Origin of the sequence: Nioella ostreopsis, assembly GCF_004000255.1 — a bacterium.
Classification (GTDB): domain Bacteria; phylum Pseudomonadota; class Alphaproteobacteria; order Rhodobacterales; family Rhodobacteraceae; genus Nioella; species Nioella ostreopsis.
The window spans coordinates 14,317-34,677 of record NZ_RCIQ01000004.1; the positions used below are offsets into that span (position 1 = coordinate 14,317).

Sequence of the window (20,361 nt, forward strand, 5' to 3'; positions counted from 1 at the left end):
GACCGATTGGCCCCGCACGACAAGGGCGCCTGTCCGGTCATCATGAGTATGGCTTGGCCGCTAGAGGCCAAAAGCTTCCGATATTCCTCATTGAAGGACCAAGGCCATGATGCTTAACGGAAAAGTCGCCCTTGTCACAGGGGCACGCGGTGGGATCGGACGTGCGATTGTCGCGCGTTTCCTCAAAGAAGGCGCGACGGTTTACGCCGCCGACCTGACGCCCGAAGGGTCACTGGACAGGCATGACGATGACGGCAGCCTTTTCGTGAAACTCGACGTCACGCAGGAAGCAGACGCGATCGCAGTGATGGATCAGGTCCGCAACGCGCATGGCAAGCTTGATATCTTGGTGAACGCTGCCGGGATCGAGATTGAAAAGACGGTCGAAGACACCACGCTGGAGGAATGGAACCAAAGCTTTGCGGTGAATTGCACGGGTACGTTTCTGACCTCGAAATACGCCATTCCCTTGATGCGCGAGGCCGCGAAATCCGGCAGCAGCGCAAGCCTGATCAACTTTGGGTCCTACGACGGGTTCATCGCAGATCCCGGCCTTGCTGCCTATTGTGCAACCAAGGGGGCCGTGCATGCGCTGACCCGTGCAATGGCCTGTGATCACGGCCCCGAGGGCATCCGCGTCAATGCGGTCTGTCCCGGCTATATCGATACGCCGATGCTGCAAAGCTTCTTCAACGGTGACGGGTCTGGCGGCGGCGGTGGCAACATCGAAACGCTTCAACAAGCTGTCCGGGATGTGCACCCGATGCGCACCTACGGGACGCCAACGGACATTGCCAATCTGGTCAACTGGCTGGCCAGCGACGAGGCGCGCTATGCCTCTGGTCAGCTTTGGGTTTTGGACGGGGGGCTGTCTGCGCAAGTGCAACAGATGAAACTGTGATGCCCAAGTCAGTCATCATCACCTGCGCGCCAACGGGCGGAATTCACACGCCGTCAATGTCGCCCCACCTGCCGATCACACCTGTCGAAATCGCAGCAGCCAGCATTGAAGCGGCAGAGGCTGGCGCGTCGATCATCCATCTGCATGCGCGACATCCCGAGACCGGCAAGCCGGATCCCAGGCCCGCATTGTTTCAGCAATTTCTGCCCGTGATCAAACAGTCCACTGATGCCGTGATAAATGTCTCAACCGGCGGCGGATTGGGCATGTCGATGGATGAACGCCTTCTGGCCGCGACGTCGACGAGCCCGGAGATGGCTTCGCTCAACATGGGCAGCATGAACTTTGGCATCTTCCCGATGCTTCAGAAATACACCGAATTTCAGCATGACTGGGAACGTCCATTCCTTGAAATGACGGAAGACTTCATTTTTCCCAACACGTTCAAGACCATTCGATATGCAATTGAGAAACTGGGCGGCGATCATGGCACCAAGTTTGAGTTTGAATGCTATGACCTGGGCCATCTCTACAACGTCAAATGGTTTGTGGATCAGGGGCTTATCAAGCCGCCATTCTTCATCCAGATGGTCTTTGGCATCCTGGGGGGCGTTGGTGCCGACCCTGATCACCTGACCCATATGCACAATACGGCGGACAAGCTTTTTGGCGCCGAAAACTATGAATGGTCCGTACTGGCAGCAGGACGACATCAGATGCCTTTTGCAACACAAAGCGTGATGCGCGGTGGCAATCTGCGTGTCGGGCTCGAAGACAGTCTCTTCATCGGCAAGGGCGAACTGGCCAAATCGAATGCCGAACAAGTGACCCGCATTCGCACAATCATAGAGAATCTTGGCCTGACAGTTGCAACACCGGCCGAGGCGCGCGAACGCCTCCAGCTGAAAGGTGGCGATCAGGTTGGGTTTTAGGGAGGAGCACATGCAGACAAGCATGTCGATCAATGGAGAAATGCTGAAAGGGGGCGGCGCGCCGATCTCTGTCGTGAACCCAGCCATTCGCGCGATGCGGATGTCTTTGAAGTTGCGTAATGGCATTCCCTGGGTGAACACGCATGGCGTTGCCGCAGCTGAAATGCCTGGGGCCGCGATGAAGAGCGCTGGCATTGGGTGTGATATGTCGATCTACGCCTCGGACGCTCATACCGTCACGCGCCATGTGATGGGCACGCACTGATGCGGTTGGCTGGCAAACGTGCGTTCGTCACAGGCGGCAGGCAGGGCATTGGCCGCGCTATTGTTGAGACCTTCGAGACCGAGGGTGCGGAAGTCGTGACCTGTGGTCGGGGGCCAAAACCGGATGGCCTGGGATCAAATTGGATTTCCTTGGATGTGTCTGATGCCGCCGCCGTTCTTGAAGTCGCGCAAGAGCTGGGCGTTTTGGACATCGTCGTAAACAATGCTGGCGTTCAGGTTGAAAAAACCGTTGTGGACAGCACTGACGCGGATTGGGATTTGGTCATGGGCGTGAATGCAAAGGGCGTTTTCAACGTCTGCCGTGCACTCATTCCGCAAATGCAGGAGGGTGGTTCCATCATCAACATCGGCTCGATCTCGGGCAATGTCGCGGACCCGTCAATGGCTCTCTACAATGCGTCAAAGGCTTTTGTGCACGGGCTCACCAGGTCCATCGCTGTGGATCACGGACCGGCAATTCGCTGCAATGCGATCTGTCCGGGCTGGATTGAAACCAGCATGCTGGATGCAGGGTTCGAGCTTGCCCAGGACCCTCAGAAAGCGAAGGCCGACGCATTGGCGCGGCACGCGGTCAAACGCTTTGGCAAACCTGCTGACATTGCGGCGATCGCTTTGTGGTTGGCCTCTGACGAAGCCTCGTTTGCGACGGGCCAATTGTTCACTGTTGACGGCGGCATGACAGCGGCCTCTCCTCTTAATCCGGGGTTGTTCTGATGTTGCGGATTGAAAGAACTGCCGTTCTTGGGGCCGGCGTGATCGGGGCAAGCTGGGCCGCATTGTTCCTCGCCTCGGGCCGGGCCGTAACTGTCTTTGATCCTGACGAAACTGCCGAAAACGCCGTTCGGTCCTGCATTGAAAACGCGTGGCCAGCCTTGGAAGAACTGGGGCTGACCGACCACGCGACACCTGACGCCATCACCTTTGTGTCGACTGCTGCCGAGGCCGTCAGGGACGCGCAATTCATTCAGGAAAACGTGCCCGAAAGGTTGCCCATCAAGCATGCACTCTATGCGGAGATTGAGCCCGCGCTGGCTGCTGACGCAATCGTCTCCAGCTCGACATCGGGTCTGACGCTCGAAGCGCTCCAGGACGGGTGGCGCGATCCCGCACCGCTGATTCTGGGTCACCCGTTCAACCCGCCGCATCTGATCCCGCTGGTGGAACTGACCGCGAACAAGGCCACCGGACCAGACATTCTGGACCGCGCAGAAGCGTTCTACGATGAGATCGGGAAAGTCACGATCCGCATAAAGAAAGGCATGCCGGGGCATGTAGCCAACCGGTTGCAGGCCGCCGTTTGGCGTGAGGCCGTTCATATGGCCGTTGAAGGTGTGGCCAGCGTCGAAGACATAGACAAGGCGATGTGGGCCGGGCCGGGATTGCGCTGGGCCGCAATGGGGCCGACCACGCTTTTTCACCTGGGCGCGGGCGCAGGCGGTCTGCAGGCTTTCTGTGATCACTTCAAGGACACGTTCAACGGCTGGTGGGACGATCTGGGTGATCCGCGCCTGGACGATGATGTGATCAAGAAACTGGTCGATGGCATAACAGCGCATGCGCAAGGGCAAAGCACCGAGGAACTGTCAGCGCGGCGCGATCAGATGCTCACAGCTTTGCAGAAGGCTACGAGACACCTACGGACTTGAAGTCGGGCTTGAACATCGGCCAGGCGCGAAACTCGAACGGCACGCGCCCTTCAATGCGATCAGCAGTGGGCGTCAGGCCGAACCGGTTGCGATAAGCGCGGCTGAAATGCGCCTGGCCGTTGAACCCCGACGCCTCTGCAATCTCGCTGAATTTCAGCTCTGTCTGTGTCACCAGACCACGCGCACGATCAAGCCGGATGTCTCGGTAGTATTCGACTGGTGATTTTTGGACATACTGCCGGAACAATCGGCCCAGTTGCCGCTGCGAAACGCCTAAGCGTTGCGAAATCGCGGGAATCGACAACGTGGCCTCCAGATGCGCCTCCATGAGGTCGATCGCATCCCGGACAACGCCAGATGTGACATACCCAAGCGGCTCCACATCCTTGGGGTTTTGTGACTGCCCTTCCCCACGCACATCATGGTGAAACAGGTATCGCGCAGAGGCGTTCGCGATGTTTTCGCCAGCGACGGAATGGACAAATCTGAGGCCGAGATCGGTTGCCGCAGATCCTCCACAACAGGTGAAGATCCTGCCATCGGTTACAAACATGTTTTCAGATACCGTCGTGTCTGGGGCAATCTCGGCGAAGGCATCGATGTGCTCATAATGGACCGTCGCAGTTTTTCCCCTTAGCAACCCAGCCCGCGCGAGCACAATTGCGCCCGTGTCCAACCCGCCAACAAGTGCACCGCCTGCATCCCAGTTGTGAAGAGCCGCCTTGAACTGGCGCGTTCCGTGGCGTTCAGGCGTCCAGCTTGTACTTACGAGAACGAGCCAAGGCTTGACCCTGACCACCTCTGCCAATGGAACCGTATCCACGACCAGGCCACTGCTGGATTCGATGTGACCACCGGCCTCCGAAACATAGGTCCAGAAAAACCGCACAGATCCCGACAGGTAGTTCGCAACTCTAAAGGGGTCGATGAAAGATGTCGTTGCCGAAACGTTGAAATGCGGACTCACCAGAACAAGGATGCCCAACGTTTGATTAACTGCTCCCACCATGGCCAATTTTGTAAAGTTTGGTCCAAGATTGTCAAACCGATTGCGTCGCATTCGCTTGTTTGGCACGTTCTGGAGGCTCAAAACCGATGGCTTGCCAGCGACAACAAGCAGCCTTGTGGTGCTTTGGACGCATTACAAGCGGATAGGAGGGATGGCTGCCACCGGAGTTCGGCATCACCATCGCCTTGGGCGTCGCGCGGGTGCGGCGCCCGGCAGGAAGGCGGAGCAGTCGCGGACCATCGGCCTACCAGAGCGCGGGGTCGTCGAAGGCGGCGACGCAGCGCGCGGGGCCGCTGAGCGGCGTCAGCGGCGCCTTGGTCAGGGATTGCGCGATCCAGCCCTGCGGCTGGCCCAGTGGTTGCGGCGCGGGCAAGTCGGCCTCGGTAACGGGTTCGAACCCGACGCGGCCATAGAAGGCCGGATCGCCATAGGTCACGGCGATGTCCACGCCCTCCTGCCGGAGCGTGTCGAGGCCGTGGGCGATCAGCCGCTGCCCGACGCCCTTGCCCTGATGCGCCGTCGCCACCGCCACGGGGGACATCATGAAGACCATGCGCGGATCGTTCTCGTAGGTGAGGCGCGTGAAGATAATGCCGCCGAGGAATGTGCCATCCTCCCAGGCGGTGAACACACGCAGGTCCTCGGCGGGCGTCTCCGTGATCAGGCGGCGCGTGAGGGCGCCGATCAGTGCGCCTTCCTCTGCGCCTTCGGAGTCGCCGAACGTCGCCGCGAAGAGGTCCGCAATCGCCTCGGCGTGGGTGGTGTAATCGGTTGAGTAGTCCATGTCTCTATCCTTTCTGGCGTCACGCAGGGTCAGGCCCGCTCCAGCACAAACATCTCGTAGCTGAACTGCCCGCGCCCGGCCTCATGCACGGCAATCTCGCGGCGCAGGTCATCTAGGACACGGCTCCCCGCGAGGGCAAATTCCAAGGCCTCGAGCCGCGCGGAGAGCGGGCGGTAGTAGGTGTCCATCGCCTCGCGCCCCATGTCGAAGTGGCCGATGACGCGGTAGCCTGCGCGCTTCGCCTGCGCGACGCGGGTCGCGGGCGTCGTCATCGCGGGGTATTCCGCGGCCCAAAATTCGCGGACCTCGTCGTCGGGTGTGTCGGTCCGCCAGACCATGTCGGAGAACACGAGAACGCCACCGGGGCGCAGCAGCGTCCGCCAGTCCACAAGCGCCTTTTCCACGCCGAGGATATAGGCGCTGCCCTCGGACCAGATCACATCCCAGGGACGCTTTGGGGCCGGGATTGCGGCCATATCGACGTTCTGCACCTCGATCCGGTCAGCGACCCCGCGCGCCGCGATCCGCGCCCTGAGCTTGTCGAGCGCGACCTTGGCTGTGTCGGTGGCCGTGATCCGAGCTTTGGTCGCCTCAGTCAGCGCCATCGTCGCCATGCCGGGTCCGCAGCCGATTTCGAGGATCGTCTCGGGCTCGAAGGGCACCATTGTCAGCGCCCGGCGTGTCGCCTCGGCTGCGCCCGGGCCCCACCAGTCGAGCTCGGCGAAGACCTCCATGAACCCGGCCATGTATGCGTCATGGGCGTTCATGTCCTTGGACACCAGCGCGACCAGCCCCGCCTCCGTGCTGGAAAAGCCCTGTGACATCAGCCAGGCGCGGTGCAGATCGGGCGCGACGCGCTCGACCTCTTCGTGCCAGTCCTTGAGACTGCCGTGCCCCAGAAGCGCCGCCAGCAGGTCGCGCGACCGTGTCTTCTCGGCGATTTCCGCGTCCAGCACGGCCAGTCTCTTGCCCAGCATCTCGCGGTCGAGCTTTCCATCGAGGCAGGCCTGACATTCCTGCAAGCTCAGCCCGCCCGCCTGAAGCTGCTGCATCAGGCGCAGCCGCTGTCGGTCGGCGTCGGTGTAGACGCGATAGCCGTTGGCCTGGCGCTTGCCCTTCACCAGCCCGAGCTTCTCGTAATATAGCAGCGTCGTGCGCGAGAGCCCTACGCTCTCCGCCAATTCCGATATCTGATACATCCGCCGCCTTGTCCGCTCACATCGATTCTCGACTGTCGAGACTGCCCTAAACTGTGAAGCTATAGACAGGTCAAGCTTGGGTGGTGACAAAAGTCGCCTTCTTCCAGCAGACGGCGGAGTTGCAGAACCCTCACCGTGAAGGAGTCACGTCTCGAACCCACGCGATTACACGGGCGGCTTGAGCAAGCCGAACTGGTCAGCCGAGAACTCTGCGTGCCACATCAGGGGTGCCCGCCGGTCTTCCCCATTGCAGCAATCCAGCTCCGCCTGTCGATCACGGTGCTGATCACGCTGCCGCTCAGGCGGACCATCGACCCTCAAGGTGCAGATCCATCGTCGCGCCGACGGGCCACTGACTGCGCTGGTGGTCAGCTCCGGGATCAGGTTTCGCGGCACCGGCGAACGGCATCGCGCACGCCGTGCCCGCATACGAAAATTGCCGACCAGGGGACCCAGTCGGCAACTGTCATTGGCGATGCTCTTCCGGGCTCAGAAGAACCCAAGCTTGTTGGGGTTGTAGCTGACCAGCATGTTCTTGGTCTGCTGGTAGTGATCGAGCATCATCTTGTGGGTCTCGCGCCCGATGCCTGACTGCTTGTAGCCGCCGAAGGCCGCATGCGCCGGGTAAGCGTGGTAGTTGTTGACCCAGACACGGCCCGCCTCGATATCGCGGCCGAAGCGATAGGCGCGGGTGCCGTCACGGGTCCAGACCCCGGCGCCGAGGCCGTACATGGTGTCATTGGCGATGGCGAGCGCCTCTTCCTCGGTCTTGAAGGTGGTCACCGACACGACGGGGCCGAAGATTTCCTCCTGGAAAACGCGCATCTTGTTATGGCCTTTGAGGATCGTCGGCTGGATGTAGAAGCCTTCTGCCAGATCACCGTTGAACCGCGCCGCGTCGCCGCCTGTCAGCACCTCGGCACCTTCCTCGACGCCGATGGTCAGGTAGGACAGGATCTTGTCCTGCTGTTCGCGGCTCGCCTGCGCGCCGACCATGGTTTCCATCTCTCGCGGGTCGCCCTGCTTGATGGCTTTTACACGTGCGATGCAGCGGGCGATGAACTCCTCGTAGATGTCTTCCTGGATCAGCGCGCGGCTTGGGCAGGTGCAGACCTCGCCCTGGTTGAAGGCGAAAAGGACGAAGCCCTCGACCGCCTTGTCGAGAAACGCGTCATCCTCGGCCATCACGTCGGAAAAGAAGATGTTGGGCGACTTGCCGCCCAGTTCCAGCGTGACCGGGATCAGGTTTTCGGTTGCGGCCTGCATGATCTTGCGGCCGGTCTCGGTGGAGCCGGTGAAGGCGATCTTGGCGATGCGCGGGCTGCGGGCCAGCGCCGCGCCGACCTCTGCGCCATAGCCATTCACGATGTTCAGGACACCGGCGGGCAGCAGGTCGGCGATGACTTCCACCAGCACCATGATTGCGGCGGGGGTCTGTTCGGCCGGTTTCAGGACGATGCAATTGCCAGCAGCGAGCGCAGGCGCCAGTTTCCACGCGGCCATCAGGACCGAGAAGTTCCACGGGATGATCTGCCCCACGACGCCGAGCGGTTCGTGGAAGTGATAGGCCACGGTATCGTGGTCGATCTCGCTCATATTGCCTTCCTGGCTGCGCAGGACCCCGGCGAAATAGCGGAAGTGATCGACGGTCAGCGGTATGTCGGCGGCCGTGGTTTCGCGGATCGGCTTGCCATTGTCCCAGGTTTCGGCGGTCGCGATCAGGTCGAGGTTTTCCTCGATCCGGTCGGCGATCTTCAGCAGCAGGTTGGAGCGTTCGGCGGCCGAGGTCTTGCCCCAGGCATCTTTCGCGGCATGGGCGGCGTCGAGCGCAAGCTCCACATCCTCGGCGCTCGACCGGGCCACTTCGCAGACCTTGGCGCCGGTAATCGGCGTGATGTTGTCGAAATACTGGCCCTTCACGGGGGCAACGAAGCGGCCACCGATGAAGTTGTCGTAGCGGGTTTTGAAGGGCGAGGTGTAGCCGCCCGAGACTTGGGTCATTTCATTCATTGGGTGTCCTCCATTCGTCCCGGTCCTCCGCCGGGAATGGAAGCAACCTGCGGTCTGCACCGCGCCCTGTCAGCCGGGGGGCAGCGAAGGGTGTCTTGCACCTGTCTCAGTCCTGAGACAGGTCAGCCGGGGTTTTCCCCGATCCCGAGCCGTTTCATCCGCCGATAAAGCGTCGCGCGGCCCACGCCGAGCGCGCGGGCGGCCTGAGAGACATTGCCACCGGCCCGCGACAGGGCCCGAATCACGGCGGCGCGTTCGGCCTTTTCGAACCCCGTCGGCCCCTCGTCCCGGCCAAACAGATCGGATGCAGGTACCGATCGGATCGGACCCGATGCGCCAAGCCCAAACGCCTTGCGGGCCCCGCGCGTGGCCCCAAGTACGATGTCGTCGCGGTCCACCGCCAGCAGCATCGCCGCCTCGCTGTCGTCATTGTCGGCCACGATGATGCGCGCCTTGGGAAAGGCGGCACGAAAACTGTCCACCTCGATCTGTCGCGCGGTCTGGGCCACCTGCGCGGCGATGAGGCGGTTGAACGCCTCGGTCTGATCGGCCCGCGCGGAGGACACATCGAGCGCCCCGATCAGCTCGCCTTCCGGCCCGAAGATGGGCGCGTCGATGCAGCTCATGCCCGTGTTGCGGGCGTGAAAATGGTCGTCGCGGTGGATGATGACGCGCCGGGTTTCGGCGATGCAGGTGCCGATTCCATTGGTGCCTTCCGACGCCTCGGACCAGTCGGATCCCGGCGTCAGCCCCCAGGTGTCGAACACCGACTGGTCGCCATCGGCGGCGCGAAGGTCCAGCACCACCCCTTCCGCGTCGGTCAGCAGCACACCGCAGCCGGAACTGCCCACAAGTTGGTAGAGCGTATCGAGCTTCGGCGTCGCGATGCGCCGCATCGCCTCGGCCTTTTCACGCCGCTGCGACAGCTCCGTATCGGTGATCCGCTGCACCCCGTCCCGTTGGCCCGGATCGAGCCCGTGATAATCGAGCGACCGTCGCCACGAGGCCGCAAGCCGCGACCGCGCTGCAGCGCCCGGATCGCTTGCCGTTTCAACAACGCGGATGATGTGGTGATCGGCCTTGGCCATGATGCTCCTCCCTAGGCCATCCTAGGGCAAAGCGCTGCGCGTGGGAACAGGATCGCTCAGAGCCTGCCGGTCAACGACACCCGCAAAAGGCGTGCGCGGCGGGCAAATTCGCTTCCAGCCAAGGCGCCGTCCGCGACGCGGGTAGGATTGGCAAGGGCGGCTTTCAGGATCGGCTCTGCCTGCCAGAAGGCATAAAGCGCGGGTCTCGCAGCAGCCGGGATGGCGGATTGGGCAGCCTTGCCTTGCCGGAAACGGGTCAGCGCCCGGTCTGCCAAGGCTTTCACGCCCTCCGGCCTGCCATCGAGCAGAGGCACCCTGCCCCGCGCTTCCAGCTCCGGCACGGCCCGCAGAAACCCCGCGACGCCGCCGCCCCAGGCGATATCACGCACAGCCCGTTCTGAACTGTCTGGCGCACCAAACACCCGTGCCGCCAGCCATGCGAGATTGCCCGAGGTCGCGTCGATATAGTCGTCAAAATGCGCCTCGTCTTCGAAGGCATCCTTGTAAATGTCCCACCGGCGCGCGGCGACAAGCGTATCAAGGAGCTCCGCATCCGCGGCCCGGATGGCCTGGGAAAGCGGTTCCGCCACCTCATGGGCACGGGGCGGAGTACCCTGCCCGATCTCCTCCGCCACATCGCGCCAGAATTGCAGGCGCATCTCGGCAATCATCGGCTCTGACGCGACCCAGGGCGCGCGGGCGACCTCCAGGTTGAAGGCGTAGAGCGGAAAGAGCACGGAGCGTGCGTCTGGCGGCGCGGCCATGGTGGCCAGGAACCGGTCGGGATCACCACGCTCCACCAGTGCCGCGCAGGCCTGAAGGCTCATGCTGCCGGTGCCCCGTCGCGCACCAGTTTCCAGGTCACCGCGTCAAGCAGCGCCTCGAAGCTCGCGTCGACGATATTGGGCGATACGCCGACCGTGGACCACCGCCGCCCGGTGCTGTCCTGGCTGTCGATGATCACGCGCGTCACGGCCTCAGTGCCGCCCTGGGTGATGCGCACCTTGAAGTCCACCAGCTTGATATCGTCGATATATGACTGGTAGGGGCCGAGATCCTTGGCCAGCGCCTTGGAAAGTGCATTCACCGGCCCTCGATCGGCGCCGGTTTCATCCATGCTTTCGCTGACCGACAGCATTTTGCTGTCCCCGATCTTCACCACAACCACGGCCTCCGACAGGCTGACCATGCGGTTATACTTGTTCTTGCGCCGCTCAACGGTGACCTTGTAGCGCTTCACTTCGAAGAAACTCGGCAACTGCCCGAGCGCCCGGCGCGCCAGCAGCTCGAAACTGGCCTGCGCAGTGTCGTAGGAGTAGCCCTCCGCCTCGCGCGCCTTGATCTCCTCAAGGATGGTGCCAAGCGCCGGGTGGCCCTTTTCGACAGTCAGCCCCGCTTCGGCAAGGCGGCGGATCAGGTTCGACTGCCCGGCCTGGTTCGACATCGGGATGATGCGCGCATTACCCACGGTCGCGGGGTCGATGTGTTCGTAGGTCGTGGGATCCTTCAGGATGGCGCTGGCATGTAGCCCCGCCTTGTGGGCAAAGGCGGAACTGCCCACATAGGGCGCCTGCCGCATGGGCACGCGATTGAGGATATCGTCGAGCGTGCGGCTGATCTTGGTCAGCCCGGTCAGCGCGTCCAGCGGGATCCCGGTCTCGTAGCGGCTGGCATAGGGGTCCTTCAGCAGCAGCGTCGGGATAAGCGTGGTGAGGTTCGCGTTGCCGCAGCGCTCGCCAAGCCCGTTCAATGTGCCCTGAATCTGCCGCGCGCCCGCCTCGACCGCCGCCAAGCTGCCCGCGACGGCGGTTTCGGTGTCGTTATGGGTGTGGATGCCGAGCCGCTCGCCCGGAATGCCCGCCGCGATGACCTCGCCCGTGATGCGCCCGATTTCCGCAGGCAGCGTGCCGCCATTGGTGTCGCAGAGCACGATCCAGCGCGCGCCAGTGTCGAGTGCAGCCCGCAGGCAGTCTAGCGCATAGGGCGGGTTTGCCTTGTAGCCGTCGAAGAAATGCTCCGCATCGAACAGCGCCTCGCGCCCTTGCGCCACCAGATGCGCCACCGATTTCGCGATGTTGTCCACGTTTTCCGGCAAGGTGATGCCAAGCGCGGTCTCCACGTGGAAATCATGTGTCTTGCCGACGAGGCAGACGGCCTCCGTGCCCGCGTTCAGGACGCCCGCCAGAACCTCGTCATTCTCGGCCGACCGGCCCGCGCGCTTGGTCATGCCGAAGGCGGTCATGGTGGCGCGGGTCTTGGGGGCTGCGTCGAAGAAGGCGCTGTCAGTGGGGTTCGCGCCGGGCCAGCCGCCCTCGATATAGTCCACGCCGAGCTTGTCGAGCAGGTTCGCGATGGTCTGCTTCTCGGCGGTGGAGAACTGCACGCCCTGCGTCTGCTGCCCGTCACGCAGCGTGGTGTCGTAGATGTAGAGGCGGGATGTGGTCATCTGGCGCCTCCACAAGAAAAATCTTCTGGAAGATTTTTCGGATCGGAAGAATTTTCAGGAAAATTCTTCATGCGAGCCCCTCCAGCTTAGAGGCATCGAAGTCGGCTCCCGCAAAAACTTCCACACCGTCCTTGCTCATACGCACTTCGGCCCCAGCATCTAACAAAGCGGCTTTAAGCCGGTCCACCTCTGAAAAATCCTTTGTCTTCAACGCTATTTGGCGCTCAATTTGAAGTTTTTCTTGGACCTTCATCAATGCATCTCCGTTCAAGGAAGTTGCATCGCCTTTTGCATCAACTCCCACACTTAAACGGGCGTCACTGGATTTAGACCTCATTTGAAGTGAAGCGAATTTCTCCACAAGCAAAGTTGGCTCAAAGCCCAATAGCCGCAATGATGCAGCAAGTTTGGGTTCTTCACCGTTCTTCAGATAGGTCCGAACGTGTGTAAGCGCGAGCGATGTGTTTAGATCGTTGGCCAGCGCATCCACGACCTCTTGAGGTGGGTCGATGGTCGAATTGCCACTCCACGGCTTCGAAAGGATCGGGGCAGCAAAAAGCTGAGCGATCTTCCGCAACGTCTTCTCCGCCTCTTCGGCCTTCTTCGCGGTCCAGTCCATCGGCTTGCCGTAATGGGTCTGCAGGAACACGAACCGGATCACCTCGCCCGGAATGCCCTGCTCCAGCAGGTCATGGACGGTGAAGAAGTTGCCCAAAGACTTGGACATCTTCTTGCCCTCGACCTGCAGCATCTCGTTGTGCAGCCAGTAGCGCGCGAAGCCGCCCTCGGGATGGGCGCAGCAGCTTTGGGCGATCTCGTTTTCATGATGCGGGAACATCAGATCGTTGCCGCCGCCATGGATGTCGAAGGTTTCGCCAAGCAATTCATAGGCCATGGCCGAGCATTCGATATGCCAGCCGGGCCGCCCCCGGCCCCAGGGCGAGTCCCAGCCCGGCAGATCGTCGGACGAGGGCTTCCACAGCACGAAATCCATCGGGTCGCGCTTGTAGGGGGCCACCTCCACCCGCGCGCCGGCAATCATGTCATCGACCGACCGGCCCGAGAGCTTGCCATAGTCCGGGTAGCTCTTCACCGAAAACAGAACATGCCCCTCGGCGGCATAGGCATGGCCCTTGGCAATCAGTTCCTCGATCATTGCCACCATCTGACCGATATATTGCGTGGCGCGCGGCATCTCGTTCGGCTCCAGCACGCCCAAAGCGGCCATGTCGTCGAGATACCATTGCGTGGTTTCCGCCGTGATGTCGCTGATGGGCCGCCCGGTTTCCGCGGCCTTCGCGTTGATCTTGTCATCCACGTCGGTGAAATTGCGCACATAGGTGACGTGATCGGCCCCATAGACATGGCGCAGCAGCCGGTAGGCCATGTCGAAAGACACCGCCGCCCGCGCGTTGCCCATATGGGCGCGGTCATAGACGGTAGGGCCACAGACATACATGCGCACGTTGCTGGCATCGATAGGCTCGAAAACCTCTTTCCTGCGGGTGCGGGTGTTGTGAAACCTGATCGTAGTCATGCCTGTTCCTCACGAGGGGCGCTCGCGGGCGGGCCTATCAACTTCTGTATTGTTTTGGAAGCAACGAACGGTCCGCCCTGACGATGTCAGCCGGTATTAATGCAGCAGATGATGCAGATGCGGTCGTTCATGAGCGCGACCCTAGCCCGCTTCCGCCGCGCTGCCAAGCCCTTCCGACAAACTGCCGGGGGCAGCGTTGACAAACTGGAATTGGCGTGCGCCTCTCGGGGCCTTGGAATCACGATCAGACGGACAGGTGCGGCGATGCGGCAATCACGGCGTATTTCGACATTGAACGGGGATGGCGACGATGGCTGGGGCCTGTTCATAGAGGCACGCCGGATGATCGACGCGGGTGTTGACGTGACCGAGTTAACCATCGGCGAGCATGACATCCGCACCGATGCCCAGATCCTTGAGGCGATGCATGCCTCCGCCAAGGGGGGCAACACCGGCTATGCCATGATCCCCGGCATCGACGCACTGCGCGACAAGGTGGCGGAGCGGGTGACGGACCGATCCGGCCTGAAGACGACGCGCGACAACGTGATGATCACGCCGGGCGGTCAGGCGGCGCTGTTCATGGCCCATCACGCGGCCTGTGACGAGGGCGACCGGGCGCTTTTCATCGACCCCTATTATGCCACCTACCCCGGCACGATCCGGTCCGTGGGCGCGGTGCCGGTGGCGGTGAAGGCGCGCTCGGCCCATGGCTTCCAGCCCGACCCGGGCGAAATCGCCAAGGCAGCACCCGGCGCAAGGTCGCTCCTGATCAACTCGCCCAACAACCCCACCGGCGCGGTCTATGGCACGGAAACCATGACCGGGATCGCTCGCGTGGTGCAGGATCATGACCTGTGGCTCATCTCGGACGAGGTCTATGACACGCAGGTCTGGGAAGGGCCGCATATCAGCCCGCGCACTCTGCCCGGCATGGCGGATCGGACGATGCAGATCGGGTCGCTGTCGAAAAGCCACGCGATGACCGGATCGCGCTGCGGCTGGATCGTGGCGCCTGAAGAGGTGACGGAAAACCTGATCCAACTGGCCACCAACACGAACTACGGCGTCGCGGGGTTCGTGCAGTCGGCGGGGCTTTTCGCGCTGGAACTGGGCGAGGATTTCGAGGCCCGGATCGCCGAGCCCTTCCGCCGCCGTCGCGGGCTGGTGCTCGATCTGCTTTCGGGTCAGCAGGTGGTCCGCGCGATCCCGGCGCAGGGGGCGATGTATGCGATGCTCGATATCCGCGCCACGGGGCTCAGCGGCGAGGATTTCGCCTTTGCCCTGCTGAAACAGCACCACATCGCGGTGATGCCGGGCGAAAGCTTCGGTCAGGCGGCTGCGGGGCATATCCGCGTGGCCCTGACGGTGGAGGACGATCGGCTGCGCGCGGCGGTGGCGACCTTGCTGGACTTCGCCCGGGAACGGGCCGGGGCGCTGCAGGATTGACGCCCGAAAACCGGCGTCACGGGTGGGGGGAATCGGATAGGGTCGCGTCATGACCCTTTTCGACCTGCCCGACCCCGACACGCTCTATGCCGCGCTTTGCGCGAAGGACCCGGCCTATGACGGGCGCGCCTATGTGGCGGTGCGCTCCACGGGCATTTTCTGCCGCTTCACATGCCCCGCGCGGAAACCCTTGCGCAAAAACTGTGCCTTCCATGCCACGGCAGGCGCCTGCCTGGAGGCTGGATTTCGCCCCTGCAAGCGCTGCCACCCCCTGAACCAGAGCGGCGATCCGCTGGTCGAAACCCTGCTGGCGGCGCTCGACCGCGATCCGGCCCGACGCTGGCGCGAGGCCGATCTGCTGGCCATGGGCCATGACCCATCCACCGTGCGCCGCGCCTTCAAGCGGCATTTCGGGATGAGCTTTCTGGACATGGCCCGTCAGCGGCGCTTGCGCGAAGGCTTCACCGCGCTTGGCAACACCGGCAGCGTCACCGAGGCGCAGCTCGATGCCGGGTTCGAAAGCCCCTCCGCCTTTCGCGCCAGTTTCGCCCGGCTTCTGGGGGTTGCGCCGGGCAGCCTGAAGGCGGGCGCGCGGTTGCAAGCGGACTGGATCGACACGGCGCTTGGGCCCATGGTGGCGGTGAGCGATGAAAAGGCGCTTTACCTACTGGAATTTGCCGACCGCAAGGCCCTGCCGACCGAGTTGAAGGCCCTTTGGCGGGACGCGAAAGGCGATCTGGGGCTTGGCCGCCCTGCCCCGACCGAGCGTGCCGCGCAGGAACTGACGGCCTTCATGGACGGCAGTTGCGCCCGCTTCACCGTGCCGCTTGCCCCCGGTGGCACGCCCTTCCAGCGACAGGTCTGGGATGCGCTGCAGCGTATTCCGGCGGGCGAAACCCGCAGCTATTCCGACCTCGCCACCCGGATCGGCCGCCCCGAGGCCACCCGTGCCGTTGCTCGCGCCAATGGCGCCAATCGCATCGCGATCCTGATCCCCTGCCACCGGGTGATCGGCGCCGATGGCAGCCTGACGGGCTATGGCGGCGGGCTCTGGCGCAAACGGCGTTTGATCGATATCGAACGTCACTACACCGGGCTTGCGGAAACCGCTTAACATGATAAGCATTTCCGGTGAAGGGAGATGCCGACATGAACCACGATGATCTGCCGAAATGGTCCGCCAAGGCCGCTGCATGGGCGCGGGACTATCACGCCACCCTGCGAGATCGCTCGGTCCGCCCCGCCGTGACACCGGGGTCGATACGCGAGGCCCTACCTGAAGCGGCACCCGAACATGCTGAACCGATGGACGATATCTTCGCCGATTTCGAACGCATCGTGCCCGGCGCCATGACCCATTGGCAGCACCCCCGCTTCTTTGCCTATTTCCCCGCGAACGCCTCGCCCGCCTCGATGCTGGCCGAGCAGCTGGCCAACGCGATCAGCGCGCAATGCATGCTGTGGCAGACCTCGCCCGCCGCGACCGAGATCGAGGAACGCATGGTGCAATGGCTGCGCGCAGGCCTCGGCCTGCCGGACGGCTTCACCGGCACGATCCATGACAGCGCGACAACGGCGACGCTATCGGCGGTGCTGACCATGCGCGAACGGGCGCTGGATTGGCAGGGGCTGTCGCAGGGGCTGTCAGGGCTGCCGCGCCTGCGCATCTACGCTTCGGCCCAGACCCACAGTTCCGTTGACAAGGCGGTGCGGCTTGCGGGGATCGGGCAGGAGAACCTGGTGAAGATCCCCACGCGGGACGACCTGTCGATGGACCCCGAGGCGCTTTCCAAGGCCATCGCCGAGGACCGGGCGGCAGGAATGGTGCCTGCCGGTGTCGTCTTCTGTGCGGGGGGAACCTCCGTCGGGGCCTTCGACGATATCGCCGTCTGCCTGCCCGTGGCGCAGGCCGAAGGGCTCTATACCCATGTGGACGCAGCCTGGGCCGGGTCGGCGATGATCTGCGAGGAATTCCGGCCGCTCTGGTCTGGGGCCGAGGCCTGCGACTCGATCGTTTTCAACCCCCATAAATGGCTCGGCGTGCAGTTCGATTGTTCCATCCAGTTCCTGCGCGATCCCGCCCCACAAATCCGCACGCTCGGGCTGCGCCCTGACTACCTGGAGACGCTGGAAAGCAGCGATATCACCGATTTCAACGAATGGACCGTGCCGCTTGGCCGCCGCTTCCGGGCACTGAAACTGTGGTTCGTGCTGCGCGCCTACGGGCTGGAGGGGCTGCGCGAGAGGCTGCGCAACCACGTCGCCTGGGTGGCGGAACTGGCGGAGCGTGTGGCCGCGATCCCGGGGCTGGAGATCGTGACCGCGCCCCGGCTGGCGCTTTTCTCTTTCGCCCACAAGGACGGGGATGCGGCAACCGAGGCGCTGATCCAGAAGGTCAACGCCGATGGCCGCGTCTACCTGACCCAGACCCGCCACGAGGGCCGCTTCGTCATCCGAATGACGGCGGGCAGTTTCGACTGCACACGGGAGGACGTGATGATGGTGGAAACGGTCCTGCGAGAGATGCTTGGATAGACGGGCTCATCGTGGCAGAGCGGCGGCCTCGCGTGCGAGGGTTTCGATGCGCGCCCAATCCCCAGACTCGACCGCGTCTTTCGGCGCAACCCAGGATCCGCCCGCACAAAGAACGTTCGGCAAGCTCAGGTAATCATTTGCATTTTTCATGCTGACCCCACCCGTGGGACAGAAGGAAATCTGCGGGATAGGGGCGCCGATGGATTTGAGCGCGGGGGCCCCGCCGGAGGCTTCCGCCGGGAAGAACTTCAGCATCGTGTAGCCGCGTTCCAGAAGGCGCATGGCCTCGGTCGCGGTGGCGGCACCGGGCAGAAGCGGCAGGTCCGCCTCCTCGCAGGCATCCAGAAGCCGGTCGGTCGCGCCGGGCGAGACACCGAACGTCGCGCCCGCCTCCTTCGCGGCCTGCACATCTTCGGGCGTCAGCAGCGTGCCTGCCCCCACGACCCCGCCGGGCACTTTGGCCATCTCGCGGATCACGTCGAGCGCGGCGGGGGTGCGCAGGGTCACCTCCAGCGCCGGCAGCCCGCCCGCGACGAGAGCCTCGGCAAGCGGCCGGGCGTGGGCTACGTCATCGACGACCAGTACGGGGATGATCGGTGCAAGCGCCGCGATCTCGCGGGCATGAAGAGAGGCTTGTTGCGGGGTCATCGCTTATGTCCTTCGGATCGGTGCCGGTGGCGGGGTCAGGACGCCTTCGGCGGGAGTATTTGGGCCAAGAAGAAGATCAGACGACCACGCCCGCCCCCGAGGTCGCGGGGCCTGCGGTGCGGCGGAAGACCTCGAACAATTCGCGGCCGATGCCATGGCTGTTGGCCGACAGATCAGGGGTGACAGGGGTGCGGTCTGCGACGCCTTCGGTCAGGACGTCGAGCGTTCCCTTGACGGCATCGACCCGGATCAGATCGCCATCCTGAATCCGCGCCATCAGCCCGCCATCCAGTGCCTCGGGGGAGACATGAATGGCCGAGGGCACCTTACCGGATGCGCCGGACATGCGGCCATCGGTGACCAGCGCCACCTTGTGGCCGCGATCCTGCAACACCGACAGGACCGGGGTCAGGCTGTGCAGTTCCGGCATCCCGTTGGCGCGCGGTCCCTGAAACCGGACGACAACGATAACGTTGCGGTTCAACTGACCGGCCTGAAAGGCTTTTTTCACATCGCCCTGCTCGTGAAAGATTGCCGCAGGAGCCTCGATCACATGGCGCTCGGGCGCCACGGCAGAGACTTTCATGATTCCCTGCCCGAGATTGCCTGTCAGTTCCGCCAGACCGCCAGTGCCCTGGAAGGGATCGGATGCGGGGCGCAGGATCTTCTCGTTCAGGCTGGTTCCGGCACCGTCGGTCCAGATCACCTTGTCTTCTTGCAGTTTCGGCTCCTGCCGGTAGCGTGACAGGCCATCGCCCGCAACGGTTACCGCATCTTCGTGCAACAGTCCCGCATCCAGCAATTCACCGATCATGTAGCCAAGCCCGCCCGCCGCGTGGAAATGGTTCACATCCGCCAGCCCATTGGGGTAGACGCGCGCCATCAACGGGGTGACGGCAGAGATATCGGCGAAATCGGCGGGTTCCAGCACGATGCCCGCCGCCCGCGCCATGGCGGGCAGGTGCAGAACAAGGTTGGTGGAGCCGCCCGTCGCCATCAGCCCGACCATGCCATTCACGAAGGCCTTCTCGTCCAGCACCTCGCCCGCCGGACGGTAGTCGTTGCCAAGCGCGGTGATGCCGATCGCCCGTTCGGTCGCCGCAATGGTCAGCGCATCGCGAAGCGGCGTGTTGGGGTTGACGAAGGACGATCCCGGCAGGTGCAGGCCCATGAATTCCATCAGCATCTGATTGCTGTTGGCGGTGCCGTAGAAGGTGCAGGTGCCCGGCCCGTGATAGGAGGCCATCTCGGCTTCCATCAGCTTGTCGCGGCCCACTTCACCGGTGGCAAACTGCTGGCGCACCCGGGATTTTTCGTCGTTGGGAAGGCCGCTGGTCATCGGACCCGCCGGCACGAAAACCGCCGGGATATGGCCGAATGTGGCGGCGGCAATGATCAGGCCGGGCACGATCTTGTCGCAGACCCCCAGATACATGGCCGCATCAAAACAGTTATGCGACAGCGCCACACCGGCAGCGAGCGCAATGACGTCGCGCGAGAAGAGGCTCAACTCCATCCCCGGCTGGCCTTGAGTCACACCGTCACACATGGCGGGAACGCCGCCCGCGACTTGTGCCGTTGCGCCACGGGCGCGGGCGGCGTGCTTGATCAGCGCCGGAAACCGTTCAAACGGCTGATGGGCCGAGAGCATGTCGTTATAGGCGGTCACGATTCCGATATTGGGCGCACGCCCTTCGGCAAGCGCCCCCTGATCTTGCCCCATGGCCGCATAGGCATGGGCCTGATTTCCACAAGTCAGGTGTGCGCGCGCCGGGCCCTGATCGGCGGCGCGGCGCATCCGGTCAAGATAGGTTCTGCGGCTGTCCGCCGACCGGGCGATGATCCGGTCCGTGACCTCTGCAATCCGGGCATTGAGCGACATCGGAGACTCC

18 protein-coding genes are annotated in these 20,361 nt (G+C 63.2%); 8 read left to right on the plus strand and 10 right to left on the minus strand.

Annotated features, from left to right (window positions below):
- Nucleotides 1–106: 106 nt before the first annotated feature.
- The 5 genes from EP237_RS05475 to EP237_RS05495 are packed head-to-tail and all read left to right on the plus strand — an operon-like array spanning nt 107 to nt 3,764.
- Nucleotides 107–901, plus strand: coding sequence for an SDR family NAD(P)-dependent oxidoreductase (locus EP237_RS05475; protein WP_127558933.1), 795 nt, complete (start codon nt 107–109; stop codon nt 899–901).
- Nucleotides 901–1,833: a 3,5-dioxohexanoate:acetyl-CoA acetone transferase gene (kce, locus tag EP237_RS05480; protein ID WP_127558935.1), complete on the plus strand. Its 933-nt coding sequence runs from the start codon at nt 901–903 to the stop codon at nt 1,831–1,833. The genes EP237_RS05475 and kce overlap by 1 nt, the downstream gene beginning before the upstream one ends.
- 10 nt (nt 1,834–1,843) lie before the next feature.
- Nucleotides 1,844–2,098: a hypothetical protein gene (locus tag EP237_RS05485; RefSeq protein WP_127558936.1), complete on the plus strand. Its 255-nt coding sequence runs from the start codon at nt 1,844–1,846 to the stop codon at nt 2,096–2,098.
- Entirely contained in the window at nt 2,098–2,832 is a 735-nt protein-coding gene (locus EP237_RS05490; RefSeq protein ID WP_127558938.1) for an SDR family NAD(P)-dependent oxidoreductase, read from the plus strand. Before EP237_RS05485 ends, EP237_RS05490 begins: the two co-directional genes overlap by 1 nt.
- On the plus strand, nt 2,832–3,764 hold the full coding sequence (locus EP237_RS05495; RefSeq protein WP_127558940.1) for a 3-hydroxyacyl-CoA dehydrogenase NAD-binding domain-containing protein: 933 nt from the start codon (nt 2,832–2,834) through the stop codon (nt 3,762–3,764). The genes EP237_RS05490 and EP237_RS05495 overlap by 1 nt, the downstream gene beginning before the upstream one ends.
- On the opposite strand, the gene EP237_RS05500 is transcribed toward EP237_RS05495, so the two are convergent.
- The 8 genes from EP237_RS05500 to cysS form a co-directional block, all read right to left on the minus strand.
- Nucleotides 3,742–4,773, minus strand: coding sequence for a GlxA family transcriptional regulator (locus EP237_RS05500; protein WP_127558942.1), 1,032 nt, complete (start codon nt 4,771–4,773; stop codon nt 3,742–3,744). The two genes, EP237_RS05495 and EP237_RS05500, sit on opposite strands and share 23 nt — an antisense overlap.
- 244 nt (nt 4,774–5,017) lie before the next feature.
- Nucleotides 5,018–5,557 carry a GNAT family N-acetyltransferase gene (locus tag EP237_RS05505; RefSeq protein ID WP_127558944.1) on the minus strand — a complete coding sequence of 180 codons (540 nt, stop codon included), beginning with the start codon at nt 5,555–5,557 and terminating at the stop codon, nt 5,018–5,020.
- A 29-nt stretch (nt 5,558–5,586) separates the two neighbouring features.
- The gene (locus EP237_RS05510) at nt 5,587–6,756 is read right to left on the minus strand and encodes a MerR family transcriptional regulator (RefSeq protein ID WP_127558946.1); all 1,170 of its coding nucleotides are present in this window, start codon (nt 6,754–6,756) and stop codon (nt 5,587–5,589) included.
- Nucleotides 6,757–7,245: 489 nt separating this feature from the next.
- Nucleotides 7,246–8,766: an acetaldehyde dehydrogenase ExaC gene (gene exaC, locus EP237_RS05515; RefSeq protein ID WP_127558948.1), complete on the minus strand. Its 1,521-nt coding sequence runs from the start codon at nt 8,764–8,766 to the stop codon at nt 7,246–7,248.
- A gap of 122 nt (nt 8,767–8,888) precedes the next feature.
- Nucleotides 8,889–9,854, minus strand: a complete 966-nt coding sequence (locus EP237_RS05520; protein WP_206052253.1) for a GAF domain-containing protein — start codon at nt 9,852–9,854, stop codon at nt 8,889–8,891.
- A 56-nt stretch (nt 9,855–9,910) separates the two neighbouring features.
- Complete coding sequence (locus EP237_RS05525; RefSeq protein WP_127558950.1) at nt 9,911–10,681, minus strand: phytoene/squalene synthase family protein; 771 nt, start codon at nt 10,679–10,681, stop codon at nt 9,911–9,913.
- Nucleotides 10,678–12,300, minus strand: a complete 1,623-nt coding sequence (cimA, locus tag EP237_RS05530; protein ID WP_127558952.1) for a citramalate synthase — start codon at nt 12,298–12,300, stop codon at nt 10,678–10,680. The genes EP237_RS05525 and cimA overlap by 4 nt, the downstream gene beginning before the upstream one ends.
- A 67-nt stretch (nt 12,301–12,367) precedes the next feature.
- Nucleotides 12,368–13,837 (minus strand): cysteine--tRNA ligase, encoded by a 1,470-nt coding sequence (gene cysS, locus EP237_RS05535; protein ID WP_127558954.1) that lies wholly within the window; start codon nt 13,835–13,837, stop codon nt 12,368–12,370.
- Nucleotides 13,838–14,101: 264 nt separating this feature from the next.
- Here cysS and EP237_RS05540 point away from each other — a divergent pair, with 264 nt between their 5' ends.
- From EP237_RS05540 to EP237_RS05550, 3 genes are read left to right on the plus strand one after another with little or no spacing between them, the layout of a single operon-like run.
- On the plus strand, nt 14,102–15,286 hold the full coding sequence (locus EP237_RS05540) for a pyridoxal phosphate-dependent aminotransferase (protein ID WP_127559397.1): 1,185 nt from the start codon (nt 14,102–14,104) through the stop codon (nt 15,284–15,286).
- 49 nt (nt 15,287–15,335) lie between these two features.
- Nucleotides 15,336–16,400 carry a bifunctional transcriptional activator/DNA repair enzyme AdaA gene (locus EP237_RS05545; RefSeq protein ID WP_127558956.1) on the plus strand — a complete coding sequence of 355 codons (1,065 nt, stop codon included), beginning with the start codon at nt 15,336–15,338 and terminating at the stop codon, nt 16,398–16,400.
- A gap of 35 nt (nt 16,401–16,435) precedes the next feature.
- A complete protein-coding gene (locus EP237_RS05550) occupies nt 16,436–17,821 on the plus strand; it encodes a pyridoxal phosphate-dependent decarboxylase family protein (RefSeq protein ID WP_127558958.1) in 1,386 nt (461 codons plus the stop codon).
- Between the two features lie 6 nt (nt 17,822–17,827).
- Here EP237_RS05550 and EP237_RS05555 read toward each other — a convergent pair whose 3' ends face one another.
- Nucleotides 17,828–18,469, minus strand: a complete 642-nt coding sequence (locus EP237_RS05555; protein ID WP_127558960.1) for a bifunctional 4-hydroxy-2-oxoglutarate aldolase/2-dehydro-3-deoxy-phosphogluconate aldolase — start codon at nt 18,467–18,469, stop codon at nt 17,828–17,830.
- A gap of 76 nt (nt 18,470–18,545) precedes the next feature.
- On the minus strand, nt 18,546–20,351 hold the full coding sequence (gene edd / locus EP237_RS05560; protein WP_127558962.1) for a phosphogluconate dehydratase: 1,806 nt from the start codon (nt 20,349–20,351) through the stop codon (nt 18,546–18,548).
- Between the last annotated feature and the right edge of the window lie 10 nt (nt 20,352–20,361).

Excerpts from the sequence above, each read along its gene's own strand:
- EP237_RS05475 (WP_127558933.1), top strand. The coding sequence starts at position 107 with ATGATGCTTAACGGAAAAGTCGCCCTTGTCACAGGGGCACGCGGTGGG.
- kce (WP_127558935.1), top strand. The coding sequence starts at position 901 with ATGCCCAAGTCAGTCATCATCACCTGCGCGCCAACGGGCGGAATTCAC.
- EP237_RS05485 (WP_127558936.1), top strand. The coding sequence starts at position 1,844 with ATGCAGACAAGCATGTCGATCAATGGAGAAATGCTGAAAGGGGGCGGC.
- EP237_RS05490 (WP_127558938.1), top strand. The coding sequence starts at position 2,098 with ATGCGGTTGGCTGGCAAACGTGCGTTCGTCACAGGCGGCAGGCAGGGC.
- EP237_RS05495 (WP_127558940.1), top strand. The coding sequence starts at position 2,832 with ATGTTGCGGATTGAAAGAACTGCCGTTCTTGGGGCCGGCGTGATCGGG.
- EP237_RS05500 (WP_127558942.1), bottom strand. The coding sequence starts at position 4,773 with ATGGTGGGAGCAGTTAATCAAACGTTGGGCATCCTTGTTCTGGTGAGT.
- EP237_RS05505 (WP_127558944.1), bottom strand. The coding sequence starts at position 5,557 with ATGGACTACTCAACCGATTACACCACCCACGCCGAGGCGATTGCGGAC.
- EP237_RS05510 (WP_127558946.1), bottom strand. The coding sequence starts at position 6,756 with ATGTATCAGATATCGGAATTGGCGGAGAGCGTAGGGCTCTCGCGCACG.
- exaC (WP_127558948.1), bottom strand. The coding sequence starts at position 8,766 with ATGAATGAAATGACCCAAGTCTCGGGCGGCTACACCTCGCCCTTCAAA.
- EP237_RS05520 (WP_206052253.1), bottom strand. The coding sequence starts at position 9,854 with ATGGCCAAGGCCGATCACCACATCATCCGCGTTGTTGAAACGGCAAGC.
- EP237_RS05525 (WP_127558950.1), bottom strand. The coding sequence starts at position 10,681 with ATGAGCCTTCAGGCCTGCGCGGCACTGGTGGAGCGTGGTGATCCCGAC.
- cimA (WP_127558952.1), bottom strand. The coding sequence starts at position 12,300 with ATGACCACATCCCGCCTCTACATCTACGACACCACGCTGCGTGACGGG.
- cysS (WP_127558954.1), bottom strand. The coding sequence starts at position 13,837 with ATGACTACGATCAGGTTTCACAACACCCGCACCCGCAGGAAAGAGGTT.
- EP237_RS05540 (WP_127559397.1), top strand. The coding sequence starts at position 14,102 with ATGCGGCAATCACGGCGTATTTCGACATTGAACGGGGATGGCGACGAT.
- EP237_RS05545 (WP_127558956.1), top strand. The coding sequence starts at position 15,336 with ATGACCCTTTTCGACCTGCCCGACCCCGACACGCTCTATGCCGCGCTT.
- EP237_RS05550 (WP_127558958.1), top strand. The coding sequence starts at position 16,436 with ATGAACCACGATGATCTGCCGAAATGGTCCGCCAAGGCCGCTGCATGG.
- EP237_RS05555 (WP_127558960.1), bottom strand. The coding sequence starts at position 18,469 with ATGACCCCGCAACAAGCCTCTCTTCATGCCCGCGAGATCGCGGCGCTT.
- edd (WP_127558962.1), bottom strand. The coding sequence starts at position 20,351 with ATGTCGCTCAATGCCCGGATTGCAGAGGTCACGGACCGGATCATCGCC.